The following is a 21,312-nucleotide window of genomic DNA, read 5'->3' as shown; positions in this document are numbered from 1 at the left end:
ATTTCGACTGCTCCTGTCGTATTCTTATGGTTATGCCGCCCCAGTTTCGAACGTCGCGCCTTTCGCGCTGTCACTCAATTGAAATATCGACATGGCTGGCGCAGCGTCTTTGCATGTGTCAGGCCGTCGCGGAAGATCTTGTCGCCGCGTCTGGATTCGACCGGATCTTGTTCTGCGGAGCCGGCGCGGCAATTGGAGCGCCGGCAAATGCTCGCAGGCGCCAACGCCTTCAGTCGACCGTGATTTCGACAAGGCGCGGCTTGCCGGCCGCCCGCGCGCGCTTCAGCGCCTCGGCGAGGCTGCCGACCCCGGTCAGCCGTTCGGCCTCAATACCATAGGCCTCGGCGAGCTTGCAGAAATCCGGCGGCGCCGGCGACACGCCGACCGGCTCGACGCCGACATCGAGCATCGAGGTCTCGATCTCGCGATAGCCGCGGTTGTTCCAGACGACGAAGATCACCGGAGCCCCGGCGTCGAGCGCGGCGCCCAGCTCCGGCAAGGTGAACTGGAAGCCGCCGTCGCCGGTGAGACACACGACGGGCGCTTCGGGCACGGCAAGGGCGGCGCCGATCGCCGCCGGCGGGCCATAGCCCAGCGCGCCGAACCCGGTCGCCGCATTGAACCAGCCGCCCGGACGGTCATGATCGTAATAGAGATTTGCGGCATAGATCGGCTGGGTCGAGTCGCCGACGATAATGGCGCCGGGCAGCGTGTCGCGGATCGCCTCCACCGCGCGCACCTGCGCCACATATTCAGGTCTCAGCTCGGCCAGCGCTGCCTCTCGACCCGCTGCCGCGCGGACCTCGCCGTCTTTCGCGGCGACATGAGCAGGGCCGAGATCAGCCAGCAAAGCACCAAGCGCCGCGGCGCAATCCGACTGGATCGCAACGGTGACAGGACGACGGGCGAGCTGATCGGCGCCGATGTCGATGCGGATGAGGTTCGGCGGCAGCACGAAGCCGCCGTCGCCATAGCCGTCATAGTCGGTCGGGCCGAATTCGGTGCCGGCGGCGATCACCAGATCGGCGTCCGCCATCAGCGCGCGCACGGCCTTCAGGCTGGGGCTTGCCGGCACGCAGAGCGGATGGGCATGCAGCAGGCCGCGCGCATTGGCGGTTTCGACGACCGGCGCGCCCAACGCTTCGGCGAAGCGCGTCAGCGCCGTATCCGCCCTCTTGGCGCCGCCGCCGGCCAGGATCAGTGGACGGCGAGCCGTCCTGATCAACCGCACAGCATCGGCGATCGCCGCCGCTGCCGGAGCGGGCGGCGCAGCATTGCCAAGCACGGCCGCAATGCCGTCGGCGGGCTTCACCATGACGTCGGTCGGGATCTCGATATGGACCGGACCAGGGCGCGACGAGGAGAAAACGGCGAAGGCGCGGGCGAGCGCGCCGGGCAGTTGCCCGGCCTCGGTGACGCGCTCGGAGAACAGCGCCATCTTCTCCATCATGCCGCGCTGATCGGGCAGTTCATGCAGGAAGCCAAGCCCCTTGCCGAGTGTGTCGGTGGCGTTAACGCCGGAGATCACCAGCATCGGGACCGAATCGGCGCGCGCCTGACCCATGGCGGTGATGGTATTGGTCAGCCCCGGCCCGGTGATGACGAAGGCGACGCCCGGCCGGCCGCCGGCGCGCGCATAGCCGTCGGCCATGAAGCCGGCGCCCTGTTCGTGGCGCGGCGTGACGTGGCGGATCTTCGAGCGCGCCAGACCGCGATAGAGCTCGACGGTGTGCACGCCCGGAATGCCGAAAACGGTGTCGACGCCATGCGCCTCGAGCAAGGTGATGAGCGCTTCGCCGACGGTTGTCATTGGTTTTCTCCCTTTTCCGGCGCGAGGCCGAGCTCGGCCTCGACAGCCTTGATCCCAATCGCCGCCAATTCGCCGGGCGAGAACATCTCGCCCGCCAGGCAGCCTTCGATCCAGAGCCCGTCGATGATCGCGTTGATGGCGATGGCATGGTGGCGCAGCTCATTTGCGTCCGGCTTGCGCCGTTGGGCGGCGAGCACTTCGGCCACAACCGCTTCCACCTCGTTGCGAAAGCCGAGGTAGCCTTCGCGGTGGGCATGGGCCAGGGTCGGATCTGCACTGGCGCGGCCGAGGAAGGTTGCCCAGAGCGAAAACACCCGCGCGTCGATGATCGGCGCGTTGAGGTTGGCGGTGACGAAAGCCGCAAGGCGTTGGCGCGGCGTGGCGTTTTCCATGACCAATGCCGCTTTCGCCTGCTCGGTCATGCGGCCGACCAGCGCTGTATAGGCTTCCTGCAGCAATTCTTCCTTGCCGGGGAAATAGTGCCGGATCAGCCCGGCGGTGACGCCGGCACGCAATGCGATGGTGCGCAAGGTGGCGCCCTGCAGGCCATATTCCGCCACGCAGTCCAGGGTCGCCTCGATCAGATCCTGCCGCCGCCGCTCCTCGCCCTCGCGACGGAACTTGCGGCGCGCATTCATTGGCGCAGGATCGGCCGCGTCAGGCATGTCGGCCCGCCTTCGCAAGCGATGCAGAGCGCATCCGCCTCGAAGATTTCAACCGTGCAGCCGGCGGCTTCCATCGCCGCTTTGGTCTTGGGAAAGCCCGCAACGGCAATCACCTTGAGCGGGCTGGTCGGCAATACGTTCAGGCTGAGGCCGTTGGAAGCGGCGAACTCTTCGGCGTCGCCTTCGACCAGCCGGATGCCTCGCGCCTTCAGCATCTGATAAAACGGGGCCGGCAAAAGCGGTGAATAGACCAGCGCGAGGTCGTCGGCCAGCGGGCTGATCACCGACATCAGGTGCAGGCATGCCTCTTCGCCCTGCCACAGCGGCAGGTCGAAGCCGTAGACGGAAATGCCCAGCGGCGTCAGCAGGTTGGAAACCTGCTGGATGCCTTCCTGGTTGGAGCGGACACCGCGCCCGATCGCCAGCGTGCGGGCATCCACCCATACACAATCACCGCCTTCGACCTGGCCAGGAGCCTCGACGCGGCCGAGGATCGGAATGCCCAGTCTTCTGTAGGTTTCCTCATGCAGCGAGGGCTCCCCGGCGCGCAACGGCTTGCCCATGGACAGGATCAGCGCGCCGCGGTCGGTCATCAGCGACGGGTCGTGCGTGAACACTGAATCCGAAAGGCCGTCGGCCTTGTCCTCGATCCATTCGATTTCGGCGCCGGAAGCCAGTACCAGTTCGGCAAGGACCGCGTGTTGCGAGGCAGCTTTGGCCGGGTTGAACCCCGGGCCATAATGCCAGGCAACTCTGTTGGCGTCGCGCATGGCGTTGGCCGCCGACCGCATCAGCACGCGCCGCAGCGGCGCCGCCATGGACTGTGATCCGAAAGCGCTCATCGATGCCCTTTTAAGCTGAAAAAAATCGAAAAAATTTCACGAGAGGCTATTTATACACTTGCGCAACAAGCCCGCAAGTGCCGTAATGAGCAGGATTGACGGGCTCGCGCGGTCGGGTCCATGCTGAAGTCTGACGCGGGACAGTACAGCGTATGTTGATTAGCCGGATGGACGTTCGACGAACTGCCGTCGCCCCTACAGAGGTCACCCGGTGAGCGCGGTGGAAGCTGCCGCAGTCCCATCCGGCGAGGCGCAGAGCGGCGCCGCCGAAGCCATCCATGTCGAGAACCTGCACAAGAAGTTCGGCCAGTTGCATGTGCTGAAGGGTGTTTCGCTGTCGGCGCGAGACGGCGAGGTGATCGCGATCATCGGCGGCTCGGGCTCCGGCAAATCGACGCTGCTGCGCTGCATCAACTGCCTGGAAAACCCGACCAGCGGCCTCATCCGCGTCAATGGCGAGGAGATCAAGCTGAAGGCCGACAGCCACGGCCACACGGTTCCCGCCGACCGCAAGCAGATCGAGCGCATCCGTTCCCGGCTCGGCATGGTGTTCCAGAACTTCAACCTGTGGAGCCACATGACGCTGATCGAAAACGTCATCGAGGTTCCGGTGCATGTGCTTGGCGTCAAGCGCGACGAGGCGATCGCGCAGGCCGAGAAGCTGCTTGCTCGCGTTGGCCTCGCCGAGAAGCGCGACGTCTATCCGGCATTCCTCTCGGGCGGCCAGCAGCAGCGCGCCGCGATCGCCCGGGCGCTGGCGATCAATCCGCGCGTCATGCTGTTCGACGAGCCGACCTCGGCGCTCGACCCGGAGCTGGTCGGCGAGGTGCTGAAAGTGATCGGCGACCTGGCGCGCGAGGGGCGCACCATGGTGCTGGTGACCCATGAAATGAAGTTTGCCCGCGAGGTCGCGACGCATGTCGTCTACCTCTACAACGGGCTGGTCGAGGAAGAAGGACCGCCGGAACAGCTGTTCGGCGCGCCCAAATCCGAAAGGCTCAAGCAATTCCTCCGCAACGTCGGTTAGGGCCGGCGTCAAGCGGAGCGAAAAACCGGGAACAACAACAAACTGGGAGTCCTGAAATGAAGACTGTTCTCAAGACCTTCGCCGCGGCGCTGCTCTTCGGCGTCGCCGCGATGGGCGTGGCCAAGGCCGATCAGGTCAAGATCGGCGTCGCCGCCGAACCTTATCCGCCCTTCACTTCGCCGGATGCGACGGGCAAGTGGGTCGGCTGGGAGATCGATTTCATCGACGCCGTCTGCGCCGAGGAGAAGCTCGACTGCGTCATCACGCCCGTCGCCTGGGACGGCATCATTCCGGCGCTGACCACCAAGAAGATCGACCTCATCGTCTCCTCGATGTCGATCACCGACGAGCGCAAGAAGACGATCGACTTCTCGGATAAGTATTACAACACACCGACGGCGATCATCGGTCCGAAGGACCAGAAGTTCGGCGCCACGCCCGACGATCTCAAGGGCAAGGTGGTCGGCGTGCAGGTGTCGACGGTGCATGCGGTCTACGCCAAGAAGCACTTCACCGGCGCGCAGGAGATCAAGGAATACCAGACGCAGGACGAAGCCAACAATGACCTTGCGGCCGGCCGTCTCGATGCGGTGCAGGCCGACTCCATCGCGCTTGGCGAATTCCTCAAGACCGATCAGGGTAAGGCCTGCTGCGACCTGAAGGGCATGGTCGCCCAGGACGACGAGGTGCTCGGCCCGGGCGTCGGCGCCGGCGTGCGCAAGGAAGACACCGCGCTCAAGGAAAAGATCAACGCCGGCATCAAGGCGATCCGCGCCAGCGGCAAGTATGACGAGATTTCGAAGAAATACTTCGATTTCGACATCTACGGCGGCGCCACGCAGTCGAACTGACGATATTTCGCCCGTCAATTAGGGGCATGGCGCCAGTGCCGTGCCCCTAAGCCCAATCTTCCACGCATGCTTGCCGCTGGCCGCCAACGCCGGCGACCAGAGCCAGCAATCCGGGGGCGACGCTGATCGACATATTTCTTCCGGCCTCGGCGGCCGGCATCATCGAACTCCTGTGGCCTGTGCCGCCTGGCTGGGGCTACCAGCTGCTGGTCGGATTCCTGCATTCGATTGAGATCGCGATCGGCGCCACTTGCCTTGGGCTGCTGATCGGCACCGGCGGCGCCTGGGGCAAGCTCTATGGCGGTCCGGTGGCGCGCGACCTGCTCGCCGTCTACACGACCGTGGTGCGCGCCGTGCCGGAACTGGTGCTGATCCTGCTGCTCTATTACGCCGGCACCGACCTCATCAATCAGGTGCTGACGGCGATGGGCTACCAGCGCGTCGACATCAGCGGGCTGGCGGCCGGCATCTTCGTGCTCGGCGTCGTCCAGGGTGCCTATTCGACCGAAGTCATCCGCGGCGCCATCCTGTCCATCCCGCAAGGCCAGATCGAGGCCGCCCGCGCCTACGGCATGTCGCCGGGCCTGATGCTGAGGCGCATAACGCTGCCGGCGATGCTGCCCTTCGCCATACCCGGCCTCGCCAACCTCTGGCTGATCGCCACCAAGGACACCGCGCTGCTTGCCGTCGTCGGCTTCTTCGAGCTGACGCTTGCGACGCGGCAGGCGGCGGGCGTCACCAAGGCCTATCTGCTGTTCTTTCTCGCAGCCGGCGCGCTCTATCTGGCGCTGACGCTGTTCTCCAACCTGATCATCGGCCGCGTCGAAGCCTGGTCGCGGCGCGGCATGCCTTCCGTCAAGGAGGCTCGCTGATGGCGGCCGAAGCGACCGCGATCAACATGGCGGCGCGCGCCTCGCTCTGGCTCAGGCCACATCGCATCGTGCTGATCCTCATCGCGCTGGCATTGGTTTTCTGCGCCGCCTTCTTCATGCGCTGGGACTGGCTGCCGCAATATTGGGAAATGGGGCTGCTCGGCATCTGGCGGGCGCTGTGGATCCTCGTCGTCACCTGCGCGCTGGGCTTCCTGCTGGCGGTACCGCTCGGCCTGGCGCAGGCCGGCGGGCCATTCTGGTTTGCCGTGCCGGCCAAGGTCTTCTGCACCATCATCCGCGGCACGCCGCTGCTGTTGCAGCTCTGGCTGCTCTATTACGGACTGGGTTCGCTGTTCCCGCAATACCCATGGATCCGCGAGTCCTGGATGTGGACGTATCTGCGGCAAGCCTGGCCCTATGCCGTGCTGGCGCTGACCTTGTCCTTCGCCGGCTATGAGGGCGAGGTGATGCGCGGCGCCTTCGCCGGCGTGCCGAAAGGGCAGCTCGAGGCGGCCCGCGCCTTCGGCATGAGCCGCTTCAAGATCTTCCGCCGCATCTGGCTGCCTCAGGCCTTCTACCGGGCGCTGCCGACGCTGACCGGCGAAACCGTGCTGCAGCTGAAGTCGACGCCGCTGGTGGCGACGATCAGCGTCATCGATATCTTCGCCGTCTCCTCCAAGGTGCGTCAGGACACCTATCTCACCTACGAACCCTTGCTGCTGCTGGCGTTGATCTACATGACGATCACCGGCATCCTGGTGCTCATATTCAGCAGGATCGAGGCTCGGATTCCGGTGAAGATCGGTTAGCGAATAGAGAGTAGCGAATAGCGAGTAGTTCGTTTATTTCCCCCTACTCGCCATTCGCTACTCGCTGCTGCGGAGCAACTCCGATGCAACTCACTCTCGACCAGGCAACAGGGCTATGCCGGATGGCGGCGCTCGGCGCCGGCGCCAATGAGGAGGCGACACAGTCGCTCGTCGCCTCGATCATGGCGGCGGAGGCAGAAGGCCTGTCGGCGGTCGGCCTGTCGCATTTCATCGACTATCTGGAGGCAATCCAGGACGGCCGCATCGACGGCAATGCCGATCCGGTCGTCACCAGGCCGGCGCTGGCCATCTATCTCTCCGACGCGCGCGGCGGGCTTGCCCATACCGGCTTCGACCGCACGATCGATGATCTCGCCAAGGCGGCAAAACTGTTCGGCGTCGCCGTCTTCTCGCAGAAGAACGCCTATACCTGCGGCGCGCTCGGCTATTTCACCGGACGCTTGGCCGGGCAGGGCCTAGTCTCCTTCGCCGCCACCAACGGACCGGCAGTGCTTGCCGGCTCCGGTTCGGTCAAGCCGGTCTACTGCACCAACCCGATGTCTTTTGCAGCACCTGCCGCCGACGGGCCGCCGCTGGTCATCGATCAGTCGTCGAGCGCCACCGCCTTCGTCAACATCCGCAAGGCGGCGGAAGACGGCAAGAAGATCCCCGAAGGCTGGGCGCTGGACGCAAGCGGCAACCCGACCACCGATCCGGCTGCGGCGATGAAGGGCGCGATGCTCGCCTTCGGCGGCCAGCGCGGCGCCAATATCGCGCTGATGGTCGAGGTGCTGGCGGCAGGCATTTCCGGCGCCAACTGGTCGCTCGACGCGCCATGGTTCTCCGGCGGGCCGGACAGTCCCGGAACCGGGCTCTTCGTTTTAGCCGTCGAGCCCAAGCTGCTCGACCCGGACTTCGAGCAGCGCATGAAGGACCAACTCGACCGGCTGCGGCGGCGCTACGGCGTGCACATCCCCGGCCGCGCCCGCGCCGAGGCGGCTGAGAAAGCGACGGCGCGCGGCATCGACGTGCCCAAGGCGGTCGTCCAGCGCATTTCCGAATTCGCCGAACGCTATTCGGCCTGATCGAGACCGCCCACAACAGCAGGTCGCGTTTTCTTCACACGACCGATGAACCTTTTTTCGCCCTGCAGCGACCCATCGCCGGCACCCCACATCGCAAGCCGCAAAGGGTGGCTTGGGTCGCGGCTTGCGGTTGGCGGCGCCGCGCCGGGCGTCCAGGGCCGGGGCGGGCGTGCTTGCTCACGCCGCCTTGATACCGTCTCAGGTCAGGCCGCCTCGTTGGACCCTGTTTCGGCGCGAGCACTGCCCGGAAAACCCCGCTTCGGCGGGGTTTTCTGCGTCCCGGCGATCCTGCTCTTCTTCGCATCCTTGGCGGCACCTGTCATTCGGTCGACGCATAGCGGCAAGGCGTTCCGGCAGCGCTCAAAATTGGGCGTCGGCGACACCCGGTCGCCCTTTGCCTTTGGCGCGAAACCGACTATGAACGCCTCTAGCCAAGCCTAGCGCGCCGGAGCCAGCCATGACTGAAATCCTGCAGACCCCCAAGCTCGTCGTCGTCTTCGGCGGGTCCGGCTTTGTCGGCCGCCATGTCGTGCGCGCGCTGGCCAAGCGCGGCTACCGCATCCGGGTCGCCTGCCGGCGGCCCGACCTTGCCGGCCATGTGCAGCCGCTCGGCAATGTCGGCCAGATCCAGCCGGTGCAGGCCAATGTGCGCGTGCGCTGGTCGGTCGACCGCGCCGTGCAGGGCGCCGACCATGTCGTCAACCTGGTCGCCATCCTGAATGAAACCGGCCGGCAGAAATTCGGCTCCGTGCATGAGTTCGGCGCCCGTGCCGTCGCCGAGGCCGCGCGCGCGGTCGGCGCCGGCCTTACCCATGTCTCGGCGCTCGGCGCCGATTTGAACTCGAAGTCGGACTACGCCCGCACCAAGGCGCTCGGCGAGAAAGCGGTGTTCGAGACGATTCCCGATGCCGTGATCTTCCGGCCGTCGATCAATTTCGGGCCGGAGGACGGCTTCTTCAACCGCTTCGCCAACATGGCGCGCTATTCGCCGGTGCTGCCGCTGATCGGCGGCGGGCAGACGAAATTCCAGCCGGTCTATGTCGGCGACGTCGCCGAGGCGATCGCGCGCTCGGTCGACGGCAACGTCAAGGGCGGCCAAATCTATGAGCTCGGCGGCCCGCAGGTGCTGACCTTCAAGGAATGCATGGAGGAGATGCTTGCCGTGATCGAGCGCAGGCGCCTCCTGGTGCCGGTGCCGTGGTGGGTGGCGAACCTGCAGGCCTCGATCCTTCAGCTGTTGCCCAGCCCGCTTTTGACCAAGGACCAGGTCCTGCAGCTGCGCGAGCACAACGTCGTCTCCGAGGCCGCCGCCAAGGCGAACAGGACGATCGCCGCCCTCGGCATCCAGCCGCAGGCGATCGCCACGATCCTGCCCAGCTATCTCTGGCGCTTCCGCGCCGCCGGGCAGTTCCAGCAGCGCCGGCCGATAGCCGATAGATAGAAGATTCTAAGTTTTGATGCATGTCGTTATCCCAGAACCGCTGCACATTTCTGGGCGACATGCATTGATCAGCCGCGGCGGGAGACCTGCATCGGCAGGCCGCCCTGCGGCTGCGTGGTCAGCTTCTGCACCGGCCATGGCCGGGTTTCGGTCGTCACGTCGAAGCGGAAGCGCGACAGCAGTATGGCCAAAGCGATGATCGCCTCCTGCATGGCGAAGCTGGCGCCGATGCAGACGCGCGGCCCGGCGCCGAACGGCAGGTATTGGAAGCGGTCGATCCTGTCGCGGTTTTCCGGATGGAAACGCTCCGGCAGGAAGGCGTCCGGCCTGTCCCAAAGCTTGCGATGGCGGTGCACGACCCAGGGCATGACCAGCACGGCGGCGTATTTCGGGATATAGAGACCGTTCCAGGTTTCCGGCTCGATCGGCTCGCGGTTGATCGAAGGCGCCGGCGGATAGAGCCGGAGCGCCTCCTCGAAGGCGGCGCGGGTGAGCGGCATGGCGTCCAGCCATTTCGTCGGATCGGGTTCGCTCGCCAGCACCGCGTCGATCTCGCGCTCGATCTTGTCACGCTCCCATGGCGCCCCGGCGAGGCAGTAGATCGTCCAGCCCAGCGCCCGCGCGGTGGTCTCGTGGCCGGCTCCGATGAAGGTGATGATGTTGTCCTCGACTTCCGCGCGCGTCAGGCCGTCCGGCCCCTCGGCCTTCAGGAGCAGCGTCAGGAAATCCTGCGGCACGCCGCCCGGATCGCGCTTCAGCCGCTCCTCGCGCATCTTCACCGTGCCGGCAACGATGTTGCGGAAATAGGCCATGGTCTTGCGGCCGCGGATGCGGGTGAAGCGCGGCAGCCATTCCGGCGCGCGCAACAGGTCGAGCGGATCGACGCGACCCATGGTCTCGAACAGGCGGTCGACCTCCTTGGCGAAGCTGCCCTGCTCGCCCGCGATCTCGCCGGAAAACAGCGTTTCGGCGAGGATGTCATATGTAAGCATCGTCATGTCGCGGGCGACGTCGGTCGTGCCGCCGGCCTCGTAGCGGGTGACGAATTCCAGCGTGCGCTTCAGCATCGGCTCGGCGAAGCCGAAGATGTGGCGCGGCGTGAACATCGGCGCCATCGCCTTGCGCGACCGCTTCCATACCTCGCCCTCGGCGGTGAGCAGGCCATCGCGCAGGATCGGGCGCAGGATCAGCTGGCGCACGGTCGCCATCTTATAGTTCTTGGCGTTGTCGATCAGCACATGGCGGATGAGGCCGGGATCGTTGGCGATGACCAGCGGCCCGCCGATGCCGGTCACCGATATCCAGGGCTCGTTGTAGGTATGCTCGCCCCACAGCTCGAGCGGGTTGCGGTAGACGATGCGCATCATCTCCAGCGTCGAGGGCGGCCGGGTGCGCGGCTTCGGCGCGGGCGGCACGAAGGGGGCGGGCTTGGTGTCCATGGCATGCTCCGCTGGCAGCTCCAAATGTAGTGCCCGGCAAGGCGCGCGTCCATGCGACCGGACAGCAGGCCTTTGCGCCGGCTTCGCAAGTGGCGGTCCGCTTTTGTGGCTTAAAGCGCGTCGCGCTGAAACGGATTCAGGCGGCGCGCTTTTAAGTCTTTGTTTTATGCATGTCGGTTTCGCAAAACCGCTGCGCACTTTTGCGCGACATGCATTAGCCGCCGGTTACACCGCAAAGGCGACGAACGCATTGTCGATATTGCCGCTCGCCAAGCCGGCAAAATGGCCGCAAACCTTGGAAAACCAGCCATTTGCGCCTATATCTAGGACATCAAAACGGCGCGATTCGGGGCCATTTGTCCGCGCCGGATCAGCGACATCAATCAGACAGGTATTCATGAGCGACCAGACCGAAAGCGCCATTGGCGCGGAAGCCGAGTACGGCGCCGATTCCATCAAGGTTTTGAAGGGGTTGGACGCCGTCCGCAAGCGGCCGGGCATGTATATCGGCGATACCGATGACGGCTCGGGCCTGCATCACATGGTCTACGAGGTGGTGGACAATGCCATCGACGAGGCTTTGGCCGGGCACGCCGACCTAGTCACGGTGACGCTCAACCCCGACGGCTCGGTGACCGTCATCGACAATGGCCGCGGCATTCCGACCGATATCCACCCCAGCGAAGGCGTTTCGGCGGCCGAAGTGATCATGACGCAGCTGCATGCCGGCGGCAAATTCGACCAGAACTCCTACAAGGTTTCCGGCGGCCTGCACGGCGTCGGCGTTTCCGTGGTCAATGCGCTTTCGGCATGGCTGAAACTCAAGATCCGCCGCAACGGCGAGATCTTCGAGATGAGCTTCACGCATGGCAATGCCGACGCGCCGCTGAAGGTGACCGGCAGCTACGAACAGGACAAGCGCCCTGGCACCTATGAAGGTCGCAGCGGCAGCGAGATCACCTTCTTCCCGTCGGCCGAGACCTTCACCATGGTCGAGTTCGACTACAACACGCTGGAGCACCGGTTGCGCGAGCTCGCCTTCCTCAATTCCGGCGTGCGCATCGTGCTGACCGACGCCCGCCATGCCGACCTCGTGCGCCACGAGCTGCACTATGACGGCGGCCTCGAGGAGTTCGTCAAATATCTCGACCGGGTCAAGAAGCCGCTGATCGAGAAGCCGATCGCGATCCGCGCCGAGCGCGACGGCATCACCGTCGAAGTGGCGATGTGGTGGAACGACAGCTACCACGAGAATGTCTTAGCCTTCACCAACAACATCCCGCAGCGCGACGGCGGCACGCATCTGGCCGGCTTCCGCGCCGCGCTGACGAGGCAGATCACCGGCTATGGCGAGTCCTCCGGCCAAACCAAGAAGGAAAAGGTGTCGCTCACCGGCGACGACTGCCGCGAAGGGTTGACCGCCGTTTTGTCGGTCAAGGTGCCGGACCCGAAATTCTCCTCGCAGACCAAGGACAAGCTGGTCTCATCGGAAGTCCGCCCGGTGGTGGAAAGCCTGGTCAACGAGGCGCTCGGCACCTGGCTGGAAGAGCATCCGACCGAAGGCAAGGTGGTGGTCGAGAAGGTGATCCAGGCGGCCGCCGCGCGCGAGGCCGCGCGCAAGGCGCGCGACATCACCCGCAAGAGCACGCTCGGCGTCACCTCGCTGCCCGGCAAGCTCGCCGACTGCCAGGAGCGCGACCCGGCGAAGTCGGAAATCTTCATCGTCGAGGGTGACTCGGCCGGCGGCTCGGCCAAGGGCGGTCGCTCGCGCCAGAACCAGGCCATCCTGCCGCTGCGCGGCAAGATCCTGAATGTCGAGCGGGCGCGTTTCGACCGCATGCTTTCTTCCGACATGATCGGCACGCTGATCACCGCGCTCGGCACCTCGATCGGCAAGGACGAGTTCAATGCCGACAAGCTGCGCTACCACAAGATCATCCTGATGACGGATGCCGACGTCGACGGCGCCCATATCCGTACGCTTCTGCTCACCTTCTTCTTCCGGCAGATGCCGGAGCTGATCGAGCGGGGCCATCTCTACATCGCCCAGCCGCCGCTCTACAAAGTGACGCGGGGCAAGAGCTCGCAATACCTCAAGGACGAAAGCGCCTATGAGGAGTATCTGATCGATTCCGGACTGGAAGAGACGTCGCTGACGCTCGGCTCCGGCGAGGTGCGGACCGGACAGGACCTGCGCAGCGCCGTCGACGACGCGCTGGCGGTGCGCCACCTGATCAACGGGCTGCACACGCGCTACAACCGCAGCGTCGTCGAGCAGGCGGCGATCGCCGGCGCGCTCAACGCCGACGTGCTTGCCGATCTCGGCCGCGCCACTGCGATGGCGGAGCGTGTCGCGAACCGGCTCGACATGATCGCCGAGGAGACCGAGCGCGGCTGGACCGGGCGACTGTCGACCTCCAACGACGGTTCGGGCGGCTATGTCTTCGAGCGCACGGTGCGCGGCGTCAAGGACGCGGTCCAGCTCGACGCCGGGCTGATCAACTCGGCCGACGCGCGCCAGCTTGACCGCTATGCAGGGCGCCTCGCGGAAGTCTATGGCGGGCAGCCGACACTGCGCCGGAAGGAGATTTCGGAGACCATCTCGGGACCGCTGACGTTGCTCGACGCGGTATTCGCCGCCGGCCGCAAGGGGCTCACCATGCAGCGCTACAAGGGCCTCGGCGAGATGAATGCCGAGCAGCTCTGGGAGACCACACTCGACCCGAACGTGCGCTCGCTGCTGCAGGTCAAGGTGGCCGACGCGACGGATGCCGACAGCCTGTTCTCGCGGCTGATGGGCGACGAGGTCGAGCCGCGGCGCGAGTTCATCCAGGACAATGCGCTGTCGGTGGCCAATCTGGACATTTGAGCAGGACCTGGCCGACAGTTTCTGCAATAAAAAAGCCCGGCATCCGCCGGGCTTCCAAACTCCGATGCTTGGCTGGGCCGACAACCTTCTTGCAGAAGGTTGCGGCTTGATCAGTGATCCATGGCCTTGACGATCTCTTCCGTCATCTTCTTGGCGTCGCCGAGCAGCATCATGGTGCCGTCCTTGTAGAACAGCGTGTTGTCGATGCCGGCATAGCCGGAGCCGAGCGAGCGCTTGACGAAGAGGCAGGTGCGGGCCTTGTCGACGTCGAGGATCGGCATGCCGAAGATCGGCGAGGCCTTGTCGTCGCGCGCGGACGGGTTGGTGACGTCGTTGGCGCCGATGACATAGGCGACGTCGGCCTGCGTGAACTCGGAGTTGATGTCCTCGAGCTCGAACACCTCGTCATAGGGCACGCTGGCTTCGGCCAGAAGCACGTTCATGTGGCCGGGCATGCGGCCGGCGACGGGGTGGATGGCGTATTTCACCTCGACGCCGTTGGCCTTGAGCTTGTCGGCCATTTCGCGCAGCGCGTGCTGCGCCTGGGCGACCGCCATGCCGTAGCCCGGCACGATGATGACCTTCTGCGCGTTCATCATCAGATAAGCGGCATCGTCGGCCGAGCCTTGCTTGACCGTGCGCTCGATGCCGTCGCTGACCGCCGCGGCCGTCTCGCCGCCGAAGCCGCCGAGGATGACGGAAATGAAGGAGCGGTTCATGCCCTTGCACATGATGTAGGACAGGATCGCACCGCTAGAGCCGACCAGCGCGCCGGTGATGATCAGCGCCAGGTTGCCGAGGGTGAAGCCAAGTGCTGCCGCCGCCCAGCCGGAATAGGAATTCAGCATCGACACCACGACCGGCATGTCGGCGCCGCCGATCGGGATGATCAAGAGCACGCCGAGCACCAGCGAGGCGGCGACGATCAGCCAGAAGACCAGCTTGGATTCGGTGGTGACGAGCAGCACGATCAGCACCACCAGGGCTGCGCCGAGCGCGATGTTGATCAGGTGGCGGCCGCCGATCATGATCGGCTTGCCGGACATGCGGCCGTCGAGCTTCAGGAAGGCAATGACCGAGCCGGTGAAGGTGATGGCGCCGATGGCGACGCCAAGGCTCATTTCGACGAGCGCCTGGGCGTGGATGTCGCCCGCGGTGCCGATGCCAAAACTTTCCGGCGCGTAGATGGCAGCGGCCGCGACCATGACGGCGGCGAAGCCGACGAGGCTGTGGAAGGCGGCGACCAGCTGCGGCATCGAGGTCATGGCGATGCGGCGCGCCACATAGGCGCCGACGCCGCCGCCGATGGCGAGGCCGAGCACGATCAGGCCGAAGCGCCCGGCCGAGGGCAGCGCCAGCGCCAGCGTGGTGCAAAGAGCGATGCCCATGCCGATCATGCCGTAAAGATTGCCCTGCCGGCTGGTGGTCGGATGCGACAGGCCGCGCAGCGCCAGGATGAACAAGATGCCCGAGACAAGATAGAGGAAGGAAGCGAGATTGACGGTCACGTCACTTTTCCTTCTTCTTGTACATGGCGAGCATGCGCTGGGTGACGAGGAAGCCGCCGAAGATGTTGACCGAGACCAGCACCAGGGCGACGAAGCCGAAGCCCGCGGCAAGGCCGGAAGCCGCGATGCCGACGGCGAGCAGCGCGCCGACGACGATGACCGAGGAGATGGCGTTGGTGACGGCCATCAGCGGCGTGTGCAGCGCCGGCGTCACCGACCAGACGACATAGTAGCCGACGAAGATCGCCAGCACGAAGATGGCAAAGCGGAAGACGAAGGGATCGATGGCGCCGCCCGAGAGCGCATGCGCCGCGTTGCCGGCGGCCTCGGCGCCGGCCGGCGCGTTGGCCAGGTCCTGCACCGCGAGGCGAACGGCGGCGGTCGCCTGATCGAGCTGGTCGAGGGCTTTCTGCAAGGCTTCCATCACGCGGTCCCTTTCGACTTGGACGAGGGCGACTTGGCTGCGGCAGGTTTCTTTGCCACCGTCTTCTTGGCAGCAGGCTTGTCGGAGGCGTCAGCGACCATGATCGTCGCGGCAATGGCCGCCGGCTCGGTGCGCGGCGCCTCGGTCGCCTTGGCGAAATTGGGATGCACGATCTTGCCGCCATCGGTCAGCATCGTCGCCTTGACCAGCTCGTCGTCGCGCTTGATGGCAAGCTCTTTCTCCGCCTTGTCGACCATCGTCTCGAGGAAGGCGTAGAGGTTCTTGGCGTAGAGCAGCGAGGCGGATGCGGCAACACGACCGGGCACGTTGAGATGGCCGACGATCTTGACGCCGTTTTCCGTCGTCACGACCTTGCCGGGTTGAGCACCTTCGACATTGCCGCCTCGCTCGACGGCGAGGTCGACGATCACCGAGCCTGGCTTCATCGAGGCGACCATGGCGGCCGAAACCAGCTTCGGCGCCGGACGGCCGGGGATCAGCGCCGTGGTGATGACGATGTCCTGCTTGGCGATGTGCTCTGCCGTCAGCGCCGCCTGCTTGGCCTGGTATTCCTTCGACATTTCCTTGGCGTAGCCGCCGGCGGTCTCGGCGGCCTTGAACTCCTCGTCCTCGACCGCCAGGAACTTCGCGCCGAGCGACTGCACCTGCTCCTTCACCGCCGGGCGCACGTCGGTGGCGGTGACGATGGCGCCGAGGCGACGCGCGGTGGCGATGGCCTGCAGGCCGGCGACGCCGACGCCCATGATGAAGGTTTTTGCCGCCGGCACGGTGCCCGCCGCCGTCATCATCATCGGCAGCGCGCGGTCATATTCGGCGGCCGCGTCGATCACCGCCTGGTAGCCGGCAAGATTGGCCTGCGAAGACAAGACGTCCATGACCTGCGCGCGGGTGATGCGCGGCATGAATTCCATCGAGAAGGCGGTGATGCCGGCCTTGGCCATCGCGGCCACCGCCGCATCGTTGCCGTATGGATCCATGATGGCGATGACGGCGGCGCCCGGCTTGTAGCCTTTCAGCTCGGCATCGGCCGGCCGGCGCACTTTGAGCACCACGTCGGCCTTCGACGCGTCGGCAGCCTTGCCGATCGCGGCACCCGCCGCGGCAAAATCCTGATCGATGATGCGCGAGCCGAGGCCCGCGCCCTTCTCCACGATCACCTCGAAGCCCAGGCCCACCAGCCGCTTCACCGTCTCAGGCGAGGCCGCGACACGCGGCTCGTTCGCATCAAGCTCACGAGGGATGAATACCGTCTGCCCCACCGCATGATCCTTTCGGCTGGAACCTCGATGCGCAAGGCGTCGGCCGGGACCTCCAGCGGGACGTCATACGCAGTGGCTTGGAAAGTCTACCGCAGAATGAAATAGCCGACGGCCATGATCAGGATGAACAGGATGGTCGCCGAGAAGAAGCCGCCGACGAAGAAGCCGAAGGCCATTGCCAGCAGGATGGCGGCGCAGACGAGCGAGCCGTATTTGGCAAGCGCGAGGAATGCCTTGTAGGTGCGATCATGCTCGGCATAGTCCATCTGCGCGCCCAGTTCGACAGGACCGGTCGGCGTGTGATCAGCCATAGGAATACCTCTTCGAAAATGCCTTTGAGGCACATAGCGAAAAGCCGAACCGAGAGCAATGGCGCTATTGCCGCACGGTCCGCGACAACAGCCTCAAATGAAAGTTGAAATTGGCGAAAGTCGAAATTGGGACGAAACGCCGCCGGAGCGCTCCCGGGCCTCAGCCGGCGAGCTGCGGAAACAGGCCGAGCAGGCCGACGACGATCAGGTAGAGCGCGACGATGTAGTTGAGCAGGCGCGGCATCACCAGGATCAATATGCCGGCGATCAGGGAGATCAGCGGCGTGAGCGCAAGCGAGTGGATGGTCATGACCGTATCCCTTCCCATGAACAACCCGATATGAGCCGGCGAAACGCCTGCTGGGCAAGAATGCGGCGTCGCCCGATCGCAAGGCCGCTACTCGTAACGCGAGAATCGCAGGAAAGGTCCATGATGCCCGCAAGAACGCCCGTTCAGGCAGCGTCGCGTAGGTATTTCGCCGTCGGCACGATGGAGAGCGGCGTCAGTCGGTTGATGGCCGGATTGGCGAACATCATGCGCTGTTCCACCGGCGTCGACTTGAAGAACGGGAACCGTTCGAGCGTCTGGCGCAAGTTTTCGCCACAGGGGATTTCGAATAAGGCGATTGGAGCAAGGACACCCGGAAACACCTTGCCCTCGGTCCGCTGGATGGCATGGAAGATGCGGGCGTAGTAAGCGGAATGCTCGACCTTGACCGGCGTGAGCACCGCGGTCTGGCCAAAATAGCTGGAAGCCACCATGCCTAGCCTGAGCGTCAGGAAAGGCAGCACTCCTGGCGCGGGCGCGCTGTCTGCGTCGGTTGCAAACCGGGTTCCGTCTATGAAGGTTTCTCCGCGGGCAAGCCGCTCGGCCAATATTTCCGGATAGGCATCGACGGAGGGCGAATAGGGATGCTCGCGGGAAATGTAGTGGAGCCGCAGCGTGCTGACCAAGTGGCCGTCAAAATAGACACCGAAGCGATAGGAATTCGGCAGATTGTCCCAGCGATCTTCGAACATCCCGCTGGCGATCGGGCCGCACATGCCGGACCGCAGGTAGGATTGATAGCGCAGGCGGTAGATCGCCTCCAGATCCTCGCCCCCTGTGATGAGACGATAGTCGACATGCTCCAGCAATTGCATGATCGAGCGATTCAGCGCCGACCCAGCATTTGCGCCGGCGCCAGCCTGCGCATCGTTTCCCGCAGCATCCATTCTCAAGTCCTCGTATCCGCCTGAAAATAGGCTATTCGAGTTGAAATGAGACACAAGCCGAAAATTCGATCCGGCTGATTTACCGTTCGTTAACCTTAATAGTCAGGCGAAATCCCCGTCGGTGTAGTTGAGCCGAAAAGCAAGTTGAGCGCCCATAACTAAGTTAGGATTCAATATGACGTGCACAGAAAATTGGAAATATGTAAGCACTTTGACGGTTCATCCACCGTCAAAATCATACATATATATCTGATAATATTTTTTATAAGGCAATTCTTATGGAAAACTTCTGCAAAATTTTCCTGAAATTACTAAAAAAGAGCGTCGCCAGCAGATGTCAAATATTTCCGCTTTTGCGCAAACTGCTGCATTGCCCAAGCAATGCGCAAATCAATCTCGATCGGCGAAATTTGCGGTTGCAGCTATCTGGCTGTCCGCTTGGCGGCGAGACGCAAATCCGCGGCGAATGGCCAGGTGACGTTCGACATCGTCTCGATGCCGGACGCGCTGAGCGCGGCGCCGAAGAGGAAACCTTGCACGAGATCCGGTTTGACCGAACGCACCAATATCTTCAGCTGCTCGAAGGTCTCGACCCCTTCGATGGTGACGACCAAGCCCAACGTTCGCGTCAAGCCGACAATACCCTTCAAAAGGTCGAGCGACTGGGGACTCTGGGTTACGTCGATCAGGAAGGAGCGGTCGATCTTGATCTTGTCGAGCGGCAGCTTGTGCAGGTAGCTGAGGCTGGAATAGCCGGTGCCGAAGTCGTCGAGCGCGATGCGGACGCCCAGGGTCTTCAGCTCTTCGATCAATTCGCGCGTCAGCGACTTGTCGTCGAGCAAGGCAGTCTCCGTGACCTCGATTTCAAGCCGGTGCGGCGCAAGGCCCGAGGCCGCCAGGGCATCGCGCACCTTCTGCACGACGTCGCGGTTGCGGAAATCCTTGGCCGAGAGATTGATCGAAACGCTGGTCTGCGCCGGCCATTTGGCGCATTCGGCGCAGGCCGCCTGCAGCACGAAAGTGCTGATCTCGGAGATGATGCCCATCTCCTCGGCCAGCGGAATGAAGACGCCCGGCGAAATCGGGCCGAGATCGGGATGGTCCCAGCGGCAGAGCGCCTCGCAGCTGGCGATGCGCATGGTGCTCATGGACACGATCGGCTGGTAGACGACACGCAACTCCTTGGCTTGCACGGCGCTGCGCAGATCGGCCTTCATCAGCTGACGATTGCGGAAGGCGGCATCCATCGACGCCTCGAACAGCCGCCAGGTGTTCTTGCCGAGCTCCTTGGCCTTGTAGAGGGCGAGATCCGCCTTGACGATCATGGCGTCGACGTCGGTGTCCTTGACCATGGACAGCACCGCGCCGCCGCTGGCCTGGATGCGCAGGCCGTGCCCGGCAACGTCGACCTCGCCCTGCAGGTCGGCGAAGATCTCGTCGAGCAGGCTCGCGAGATGGCTCTCATCCTCGATGCGGTCGAAATAGATCATGAATTCGTCGCCGCCGAAGCGGCTGACATTGATGCCGGGCCCGGCAACCGCCGCCAGCCGCTCGGCCACGGCATAGATCAACCCGTCGCCGACCGGATGGCCGAGCGTGTCGTTGACGCTCTTGAAATCATCGAGGTCGAGCACCGCCAGGCCACAGAGCCGGTCGCGGTCGCCGGACGCCATGGCCTCGCCGGCCAGCTCGTGGAAGTAGGCTCGATTCGGCAAGCCGGTGAGGTTGTCGTAGCGCGCCATGAAACGGATCTTTTCCTCCGCCTCGACGCGGGCCGTCACGTCCTCGAAGGTGACGACTCCGAGTTCCTGGCTGCCTTCGCGCGCGGAGAACTCGTAGTGCTGGCCGTTGGCGAGCGAGACCAGCACCTTGCGGTCCCGGCCCTCGCGCAGGGCGCGCGTCAATTGCGCCTCGATGTAGCGGCAGTCCTTCGGCGCCAGCATGCCGCCGGCGACGCCGCGCATCAGAAGGCCGTGGATCGAGCGCCCGAGTAGCGCGTCGGCCGATTTCAGCGACATCAGATGGGCGGCCTCGGCATTGGCGACCGCGACGCGTCCGTCCGGGCCGAGCATGACCAGGCCGTGCGACATCGTGTTGAGCGCACGGTCGAACCTGCGCGTCAGATTCCTCGCCTGCTTGTGCCCGATGACCGCCGAGAAGAGCACGTTGCGGACATGGTCGGCGCCGGTGATGGTGATGAACGTCATCGGGATGATCATCAGGCCGAGGACGACGGAAGGCGCGTCCATGCGCAGCAGAAGCGCCAGCGCCGCCGGACCGATGAAGGTCACGGAAAAAATCCGCACCATGCGCGGAGAGCCGTAGTTGCGGGCGACAACCGTGACCAGGGTCGCCAAGGTCAGCGACATCGCCGCCAGCTCGGCAAAGGGATCGGGATAGACATAGATCGACACGAAACACAGCGCGCCCAATCCGAGACCTTGGAGGCAGCCCTTGAGGATGTAGCTGCGCTCCAACCGCTGTGCGTGTTCGACATCGGCGATTACGCCGCCTGTTTTCAGGAAGCTGCGAATGCCGAAGTAACGGATAAGGCTGACGGAAAGCAGAGCAAAAGAAAACGCCAGGAACAAGGGATTGTGCGTGCGCAAATAGATCATGAATCCGAGGATCCAGTAGCACGCACCACCGATCAACAACATGTGCGCGTTGTCGAACAACGACCGCACAAATTGGATATAAACATCCGCCGGGATGCTTTCGGTCTTTGTTTTGCCCATGTGGTCGGCCCAACGCTAAGCCTTGTCATGCCACAACCGCCTTAAGAAAGGCTTAGAACAGGGACCGCTTAAGCAAGGGCTTCGGCCCGCCAGTCAAGGACGGGAGAGGCCCAGGCAGACCGGAAA

At 64.3% G+C, this 21,312-nt stretch carries 19 protein-coding genes; 7 read left to right on the top strand and 12 right to left on the bottom strand.

What is annotated here, in order from left to right; genetic code table 11:
- Positions 1-229 precede the first annotated feature (229 nt).
- The 3 genes from ABID26_RS18280 to ABID26_RS18270 are packed head-to-tail and all read right to left on the bottom strand — an operon-like array spanning position 230 to position 3,317.
- Positions 230-1,810, bottom strand: a complete 1,581-nt coding sequence (locus tag ABID26_RS18280; RefSeq protein ID WP_126096581.1) for a 5-guanidino-2-oxopentanoate decarboxylase — start codon at positions 1,808-1,810, stop codon at positions 230-232.
- Positions 1,807-2,475: a TetR family transcriptional regulator C-terminal domain-containing protein gene (locus ABID26_RS18275; RefSeq protein ID WP_126096582.1), complete on the bottom strand. Its 669-nt coding sequence runs from the start codon at positions 2,473-2,475 to the stop codon at positions 1,807-1,809. The genes ABID26_RS18280 and ABID26_RS18275 overlap by 4 nt, the downstream gene beginning before the upstream one ends.
- Entirely contained in the window at positions 2,445-3,317 is an 873-nt protein-coding gene (locus ABID26_RS18270; protein WP_126096583.1) for a dimethylarginine dimethylaminohydrolase family protein, read from the bottom strand. Before ABID26_RS18270 ends, ABID26_RS18275 begins: the two co-directional genes overlap by 31 nt.
- Before the next feature lie 211 nt (positions 3,318-3,528).
- Between ABID26_RS18270 and ABID26_RS18265 the strand changes: the two genes are divergently transcribed.
- From ABID26_RS18265 to ABID26_RS18240, 6 genes are all read left to right on the top strand, one after another.
- The gene (locus ABID26_RS18265) at positions 3,529-4,344 is read left to right on the top strand and encodes an ABC transporter ATP-binding protein (protein ID WP_126096584.1); all 816 of its coding nucleotides are present in this window, start codon (positions 3,529-3,531) and stop codon (positions 4,342-4,344) included.
- Positions 4,345-4,400: 56 nt separating this feature from the next.
- Entirely contained in the window at positions 4,401-5,195 is a 795-nt protein-coding gene (locus ABID26_RS18260; RefSeq protein WP_126096585.1) for a transporter substrate-binding domain-containing protein, read from the top strand.
- Positions 5,196-5,401: 206 nt separating this feature from the next.
- Positions 5,402-6,067 carry an ABC transporter permease gene (locus ABID26_RS18255; RefSeq protein WP_189521519.1) on the top strand — a complete coding sequence of 222 codons (666 nt, stop codon included), beginning with the start codon at positions 5,402-5,404 and terminating at the stop codon, positions 6,065-6,067.
- Positions 6,067-6,876, top strand: a complete 810-nt coding sequence (locus ABID26_RS18250; RefSeq protein ID WP_126096587.1) for an ABC transporter permease — start codon at positions 6,067-6,069, stop codon at positions 6,874-6,876. Before ABID26_RS18255 ends, ABID26_RS18250 begins: the two co-directional genes overlap by 1 nt.
- An 83-nt stretch (positions 6,877-6,959) precedes the next feature.
- Entirely contained in the window at positions 6,960-7,961 is a 1,002-nt protein-coding gene (locus ABID26_RS18245; protein ID WP_126096588.1) for an Ldh family oxidoreductase, read from the top strand.
- A gap of 457 nt (positions 7,962-8,418) precedes the next feature.
- The gene (locus tag ABID26_RS18240) at positions 8,419-9,402 is read left to right on the top strand and encodes a complex I NDUFA9 subunit family protein (RefSeq protein ID WP_126096589.1); all 984 of its coding nucleotides are present in this window, start codon (positions 8,419-8,421) and stop codon (positions 9,400-9,402) included.
- Positions 9,403-9,470: 68 nt separating this feature from the next.
- Here the strand turns inward: ABID26_RS18240 and ABID26_RS18235 are convergent, their stop codons facing one another.
- Both ABID26_RS18235 and ABID26_RS18230 read right to left on the bottom strand, forming a co-directional pair.
- Positions 9,471-10,841 carry a cytochrome P450 gene (locus ABID26_RS18235; protein ID WP_126096590.1) on the bottom strand — a complete coding sequence of 457 codons (1,371 nt, stop codon included), beginning with the start codon at positions 10,839-10,841 and terminating at the stop codon, positions 9,471-9,473.
- A 225-nt stretch (positions 10,842-11,066) separates the two neighbouring features.
- Positions 11,067-11,264, bottom strand: coding sequence for a hypothetical protein (locus ABID26_RS18230; RefSeq protein WP_126096591.1), 198 nt, complete (start codon positions 11,262-11,264; stop codon positions 11,067-11,069).
- Between ABID26_RS18230 and gyrB the strand changes: the two genes are divergently transcribed.
- On the top strand, positions 11,239-13,710 hold the full coding sequence (gyrB, locus tag ABID26_RS18225) for a DNA topoisomerase (ATP-hydrolyzing) subunit B (RefSeq protein WP_126096592.1): 2,472 nt from the start codon (positions 11,239-11,241) through the stop codon (positions 13,708-13,710). The genes ABID26_RS18230 and gyrB overlap by 26 nt on opposite strands.
- 110 nt (positions 13,711-13,820) lie before the next feature.
- Here gyrB and ABID26_RS18220 read toward each other — a convergent pair whose 3' ends face one another.
- The 7 genes from ABID26_RS18220 to ABID26_RS18190 all read right to left on the bottom strand — a co-directional run bounded on the left by ABID26_RS18220 (position 13,821) and on the right by ABID26_RS18190 (position 21,186).
- Positions 13,821-15,218 (bottom strand): NAD(P)(+) transhydrogenase (Re/Si-specific) subunit beta, encoded by a 1,398-nt coding sequence (locus ABID26_RS18220; protein ID WP_126096593.1) that lies wholly within the window; start codon positions 15,216-15,218, stop codon positions 13,821-13,823.
- Between the two features lies 1 nt (position 15,219).
- Positions 15,220-15,642, bottom strand: coding sequence for an NAD(P) transhydrogenase subunit alpha part 2 (locus tag ABID26_RS18215; protein WP_189521399.1), 423 nt, complete (start codon positions 15,640-15,642; stop codon positions 15,220-15,222).
- Positions 15,642-16,922, bottom strand: a complete 1,281-nt coding sequence (locus ABID26_RS18210) for a Re/Si-specific NAD(P)(+) transhydrogenase subunit alpha (RefSeq protein ID WP_126096595.1) — start codon at positions 16,920-16,922, stop codon at positions 15,642-15,644. Before ABID26_RS18210 ends, ABID26_RS18215 begins: the two co-directional genes overlap by 1 nt.
- An 86-nt stretch (positions 16,923-17,008) precedes the next feature.
- Positions 17,009-17,233, bottom strand: a complete 225-nt coding sequence (locus ABID26_RS18205) for an aa3-type cytochrome c oxidase subunit IV (RefSeq protein WP_126096596.1) — start codon at positions 17,231-17,233, stop codon at positions 17,009-17,011.
- Positions 17,234-17,393: 160 nt separating this feature from the next.
- Positions 17,394-17,543 carry a DUF3096 domain-containing protein gene (locus tag ABID26_RS18200; RefSeq protein WP_126096597.1) on the bottom strand — a complete coding sequence of 50 codons (150 nt, stop codon included), beginning with the start codon at positions 17,541-17,543 and terminating at the stop codon, positions 17,394-17,396.
- A 143-nt stretch (positions 17,544-17,686) separates the two neighbouring features.
- Positions 17,687-18,448: an N-acyl amino acid synthase FeeM domain-containing protein gene (locus ABID26_RS18195; protein ID WP_126096598.1), complete on the bottom strand. Its 762-nt coding sequence runs from the start codon at positions 18,446-18,448 to the stop codon at positions 17,687-17,689.
- A 422-nt stretch (positions 18,449-18,870) separates the two neighbouring features.
- Positions 18,871-21,186 carry a putative bifunctional diguanylate cyclase/phosphodiesterase gene (locus ABID26_RS18190; RefSeq protein ID WP_126096599.1) on the bottom strand — a complete coding sequence of 772 codons (2,316 nt, stop codon included), beginning with the start codon at positions 21,184-21,186 and terminating at the stop codon, positions 18,871-18,873.
- Positions 21,187-21,312: the final 126 nt, after the last annotated feature.

Origin of the sequence: Mesorhizobium shonense (genome assembly GCF_040545255.1) — a bacterium.
GTDB classification, from domain to species: Bacteria; Pseudomonadota; Alphaproteobacteria; order Rhizobiales; family Rhizobiaceae; genus Mesorhizobium; species Mesorhizobium shonense.
This window is presented reverse-complemented; position numbering and strand designations above follow the sequence as displayed.

Coding starts and splice junctions, on each gene's coding strand:
- ABID26_RS18200 (WP_126096597.1), bottom strand. CDS start 17,543: ATGACCATCCACTCGCTTGCGCTCACGCCGCTGATCTCCCTGATCGCC.
- ABID26_RS18270 (WP_126096583.1), bottom strand. CDS start 3,317: ATGAGCGCTTTCGGATCACAGTCCATGGCGGCGCCGCTGCGGCGCGTG.
- ABID26_RS18195 (WP_126096598.1), bottom strand. CDS start 18,448: ATGGATGCTGCGGGAAACGATGCGCAGGCTGGCGCCGGCGCAAATGCT.
- gyrB (WP_126096592.1), top strand. CDS start 11,239: ATGAGCGACCAGACCGAAAGCGCCATTGGCGCGGAAGCCGAGTACGGC.
- ABID26_RS18230 (WP_126096591.1), bottom strand. CDS start 11,264: ATGGCGCTTTCGGTCTGGTCGCTCATGAATACCTGTCTGATTGATGTC.
- ABID26_RS18235 (WP_126096590.1), bottom strand. CDS start 10,841: ATGGACACCAAGCCCGCCCCCTTCGTGCCGCCCGCGCCGAAGCCGCGC.
- ABID26_RS18240 (WP_126096589.1), top strand. CDS start 8,419: ATGACTGAAATCCTGCAGACCCCCAAGCTCGTCGTCGTCTTCGGCGGG.
- ABID26_RS18190 (WP_126096599.1), bottom strand. CDS start 21,186: ATGGGCAAAACAAAGACCGAAAGCATCCCGGCGGATGTTTATATCCAA.
- ABID26_RS18260 (WP_126096585.1), top strand. CDS start 4,401: ATGAAGACTGTTCTCAAGACCTTCGCCGCGGCGCTGCTCTTCGGCGTC.
- ABID26_RS18215 (WP_189521399.1), bottom strand. CDS start 15,642: ATGGAAGCCTTGCAGAAAGCCCTCGACCAGCTCGATCAGGCGACCGCC.
- ABID26_RS18250 (WP_126096587.1), top strand. CDS start 6,067: ATGGCGGCCGAAGCGACCGCGATCAACATGGCGGCGCGCGCCTCGCTC.
- ABID26_RS18245 (WP_126096588.1), top strand. CDS start 6,960: ATGCAACTCACTCTCGACCAGGCAACAGGGCTATGCCGGATGGCGGCG.
- ABID26_RS18280 (WP_126096581.1), bottom strand. CDS start 1,810: ATGACAACCGTCGGCGAAGCGCTCATCACCTTGCTCGAGGCGCATGGC.
- ABID26_RS18275 (WP_126096582.1), bottom strand. CDS start 2,475: ATGCCTGACGCGGCCGATCCTGCGCCAATGAATGCGCGCCGCAAGTTC.
- ABID26_RS18205 (WP_126096596.1), bottom strand. CDS start 17,233: ATGGCTGATCACACGCCGACCGGTCCTGTCGAACTGGGCGCGCAGATG.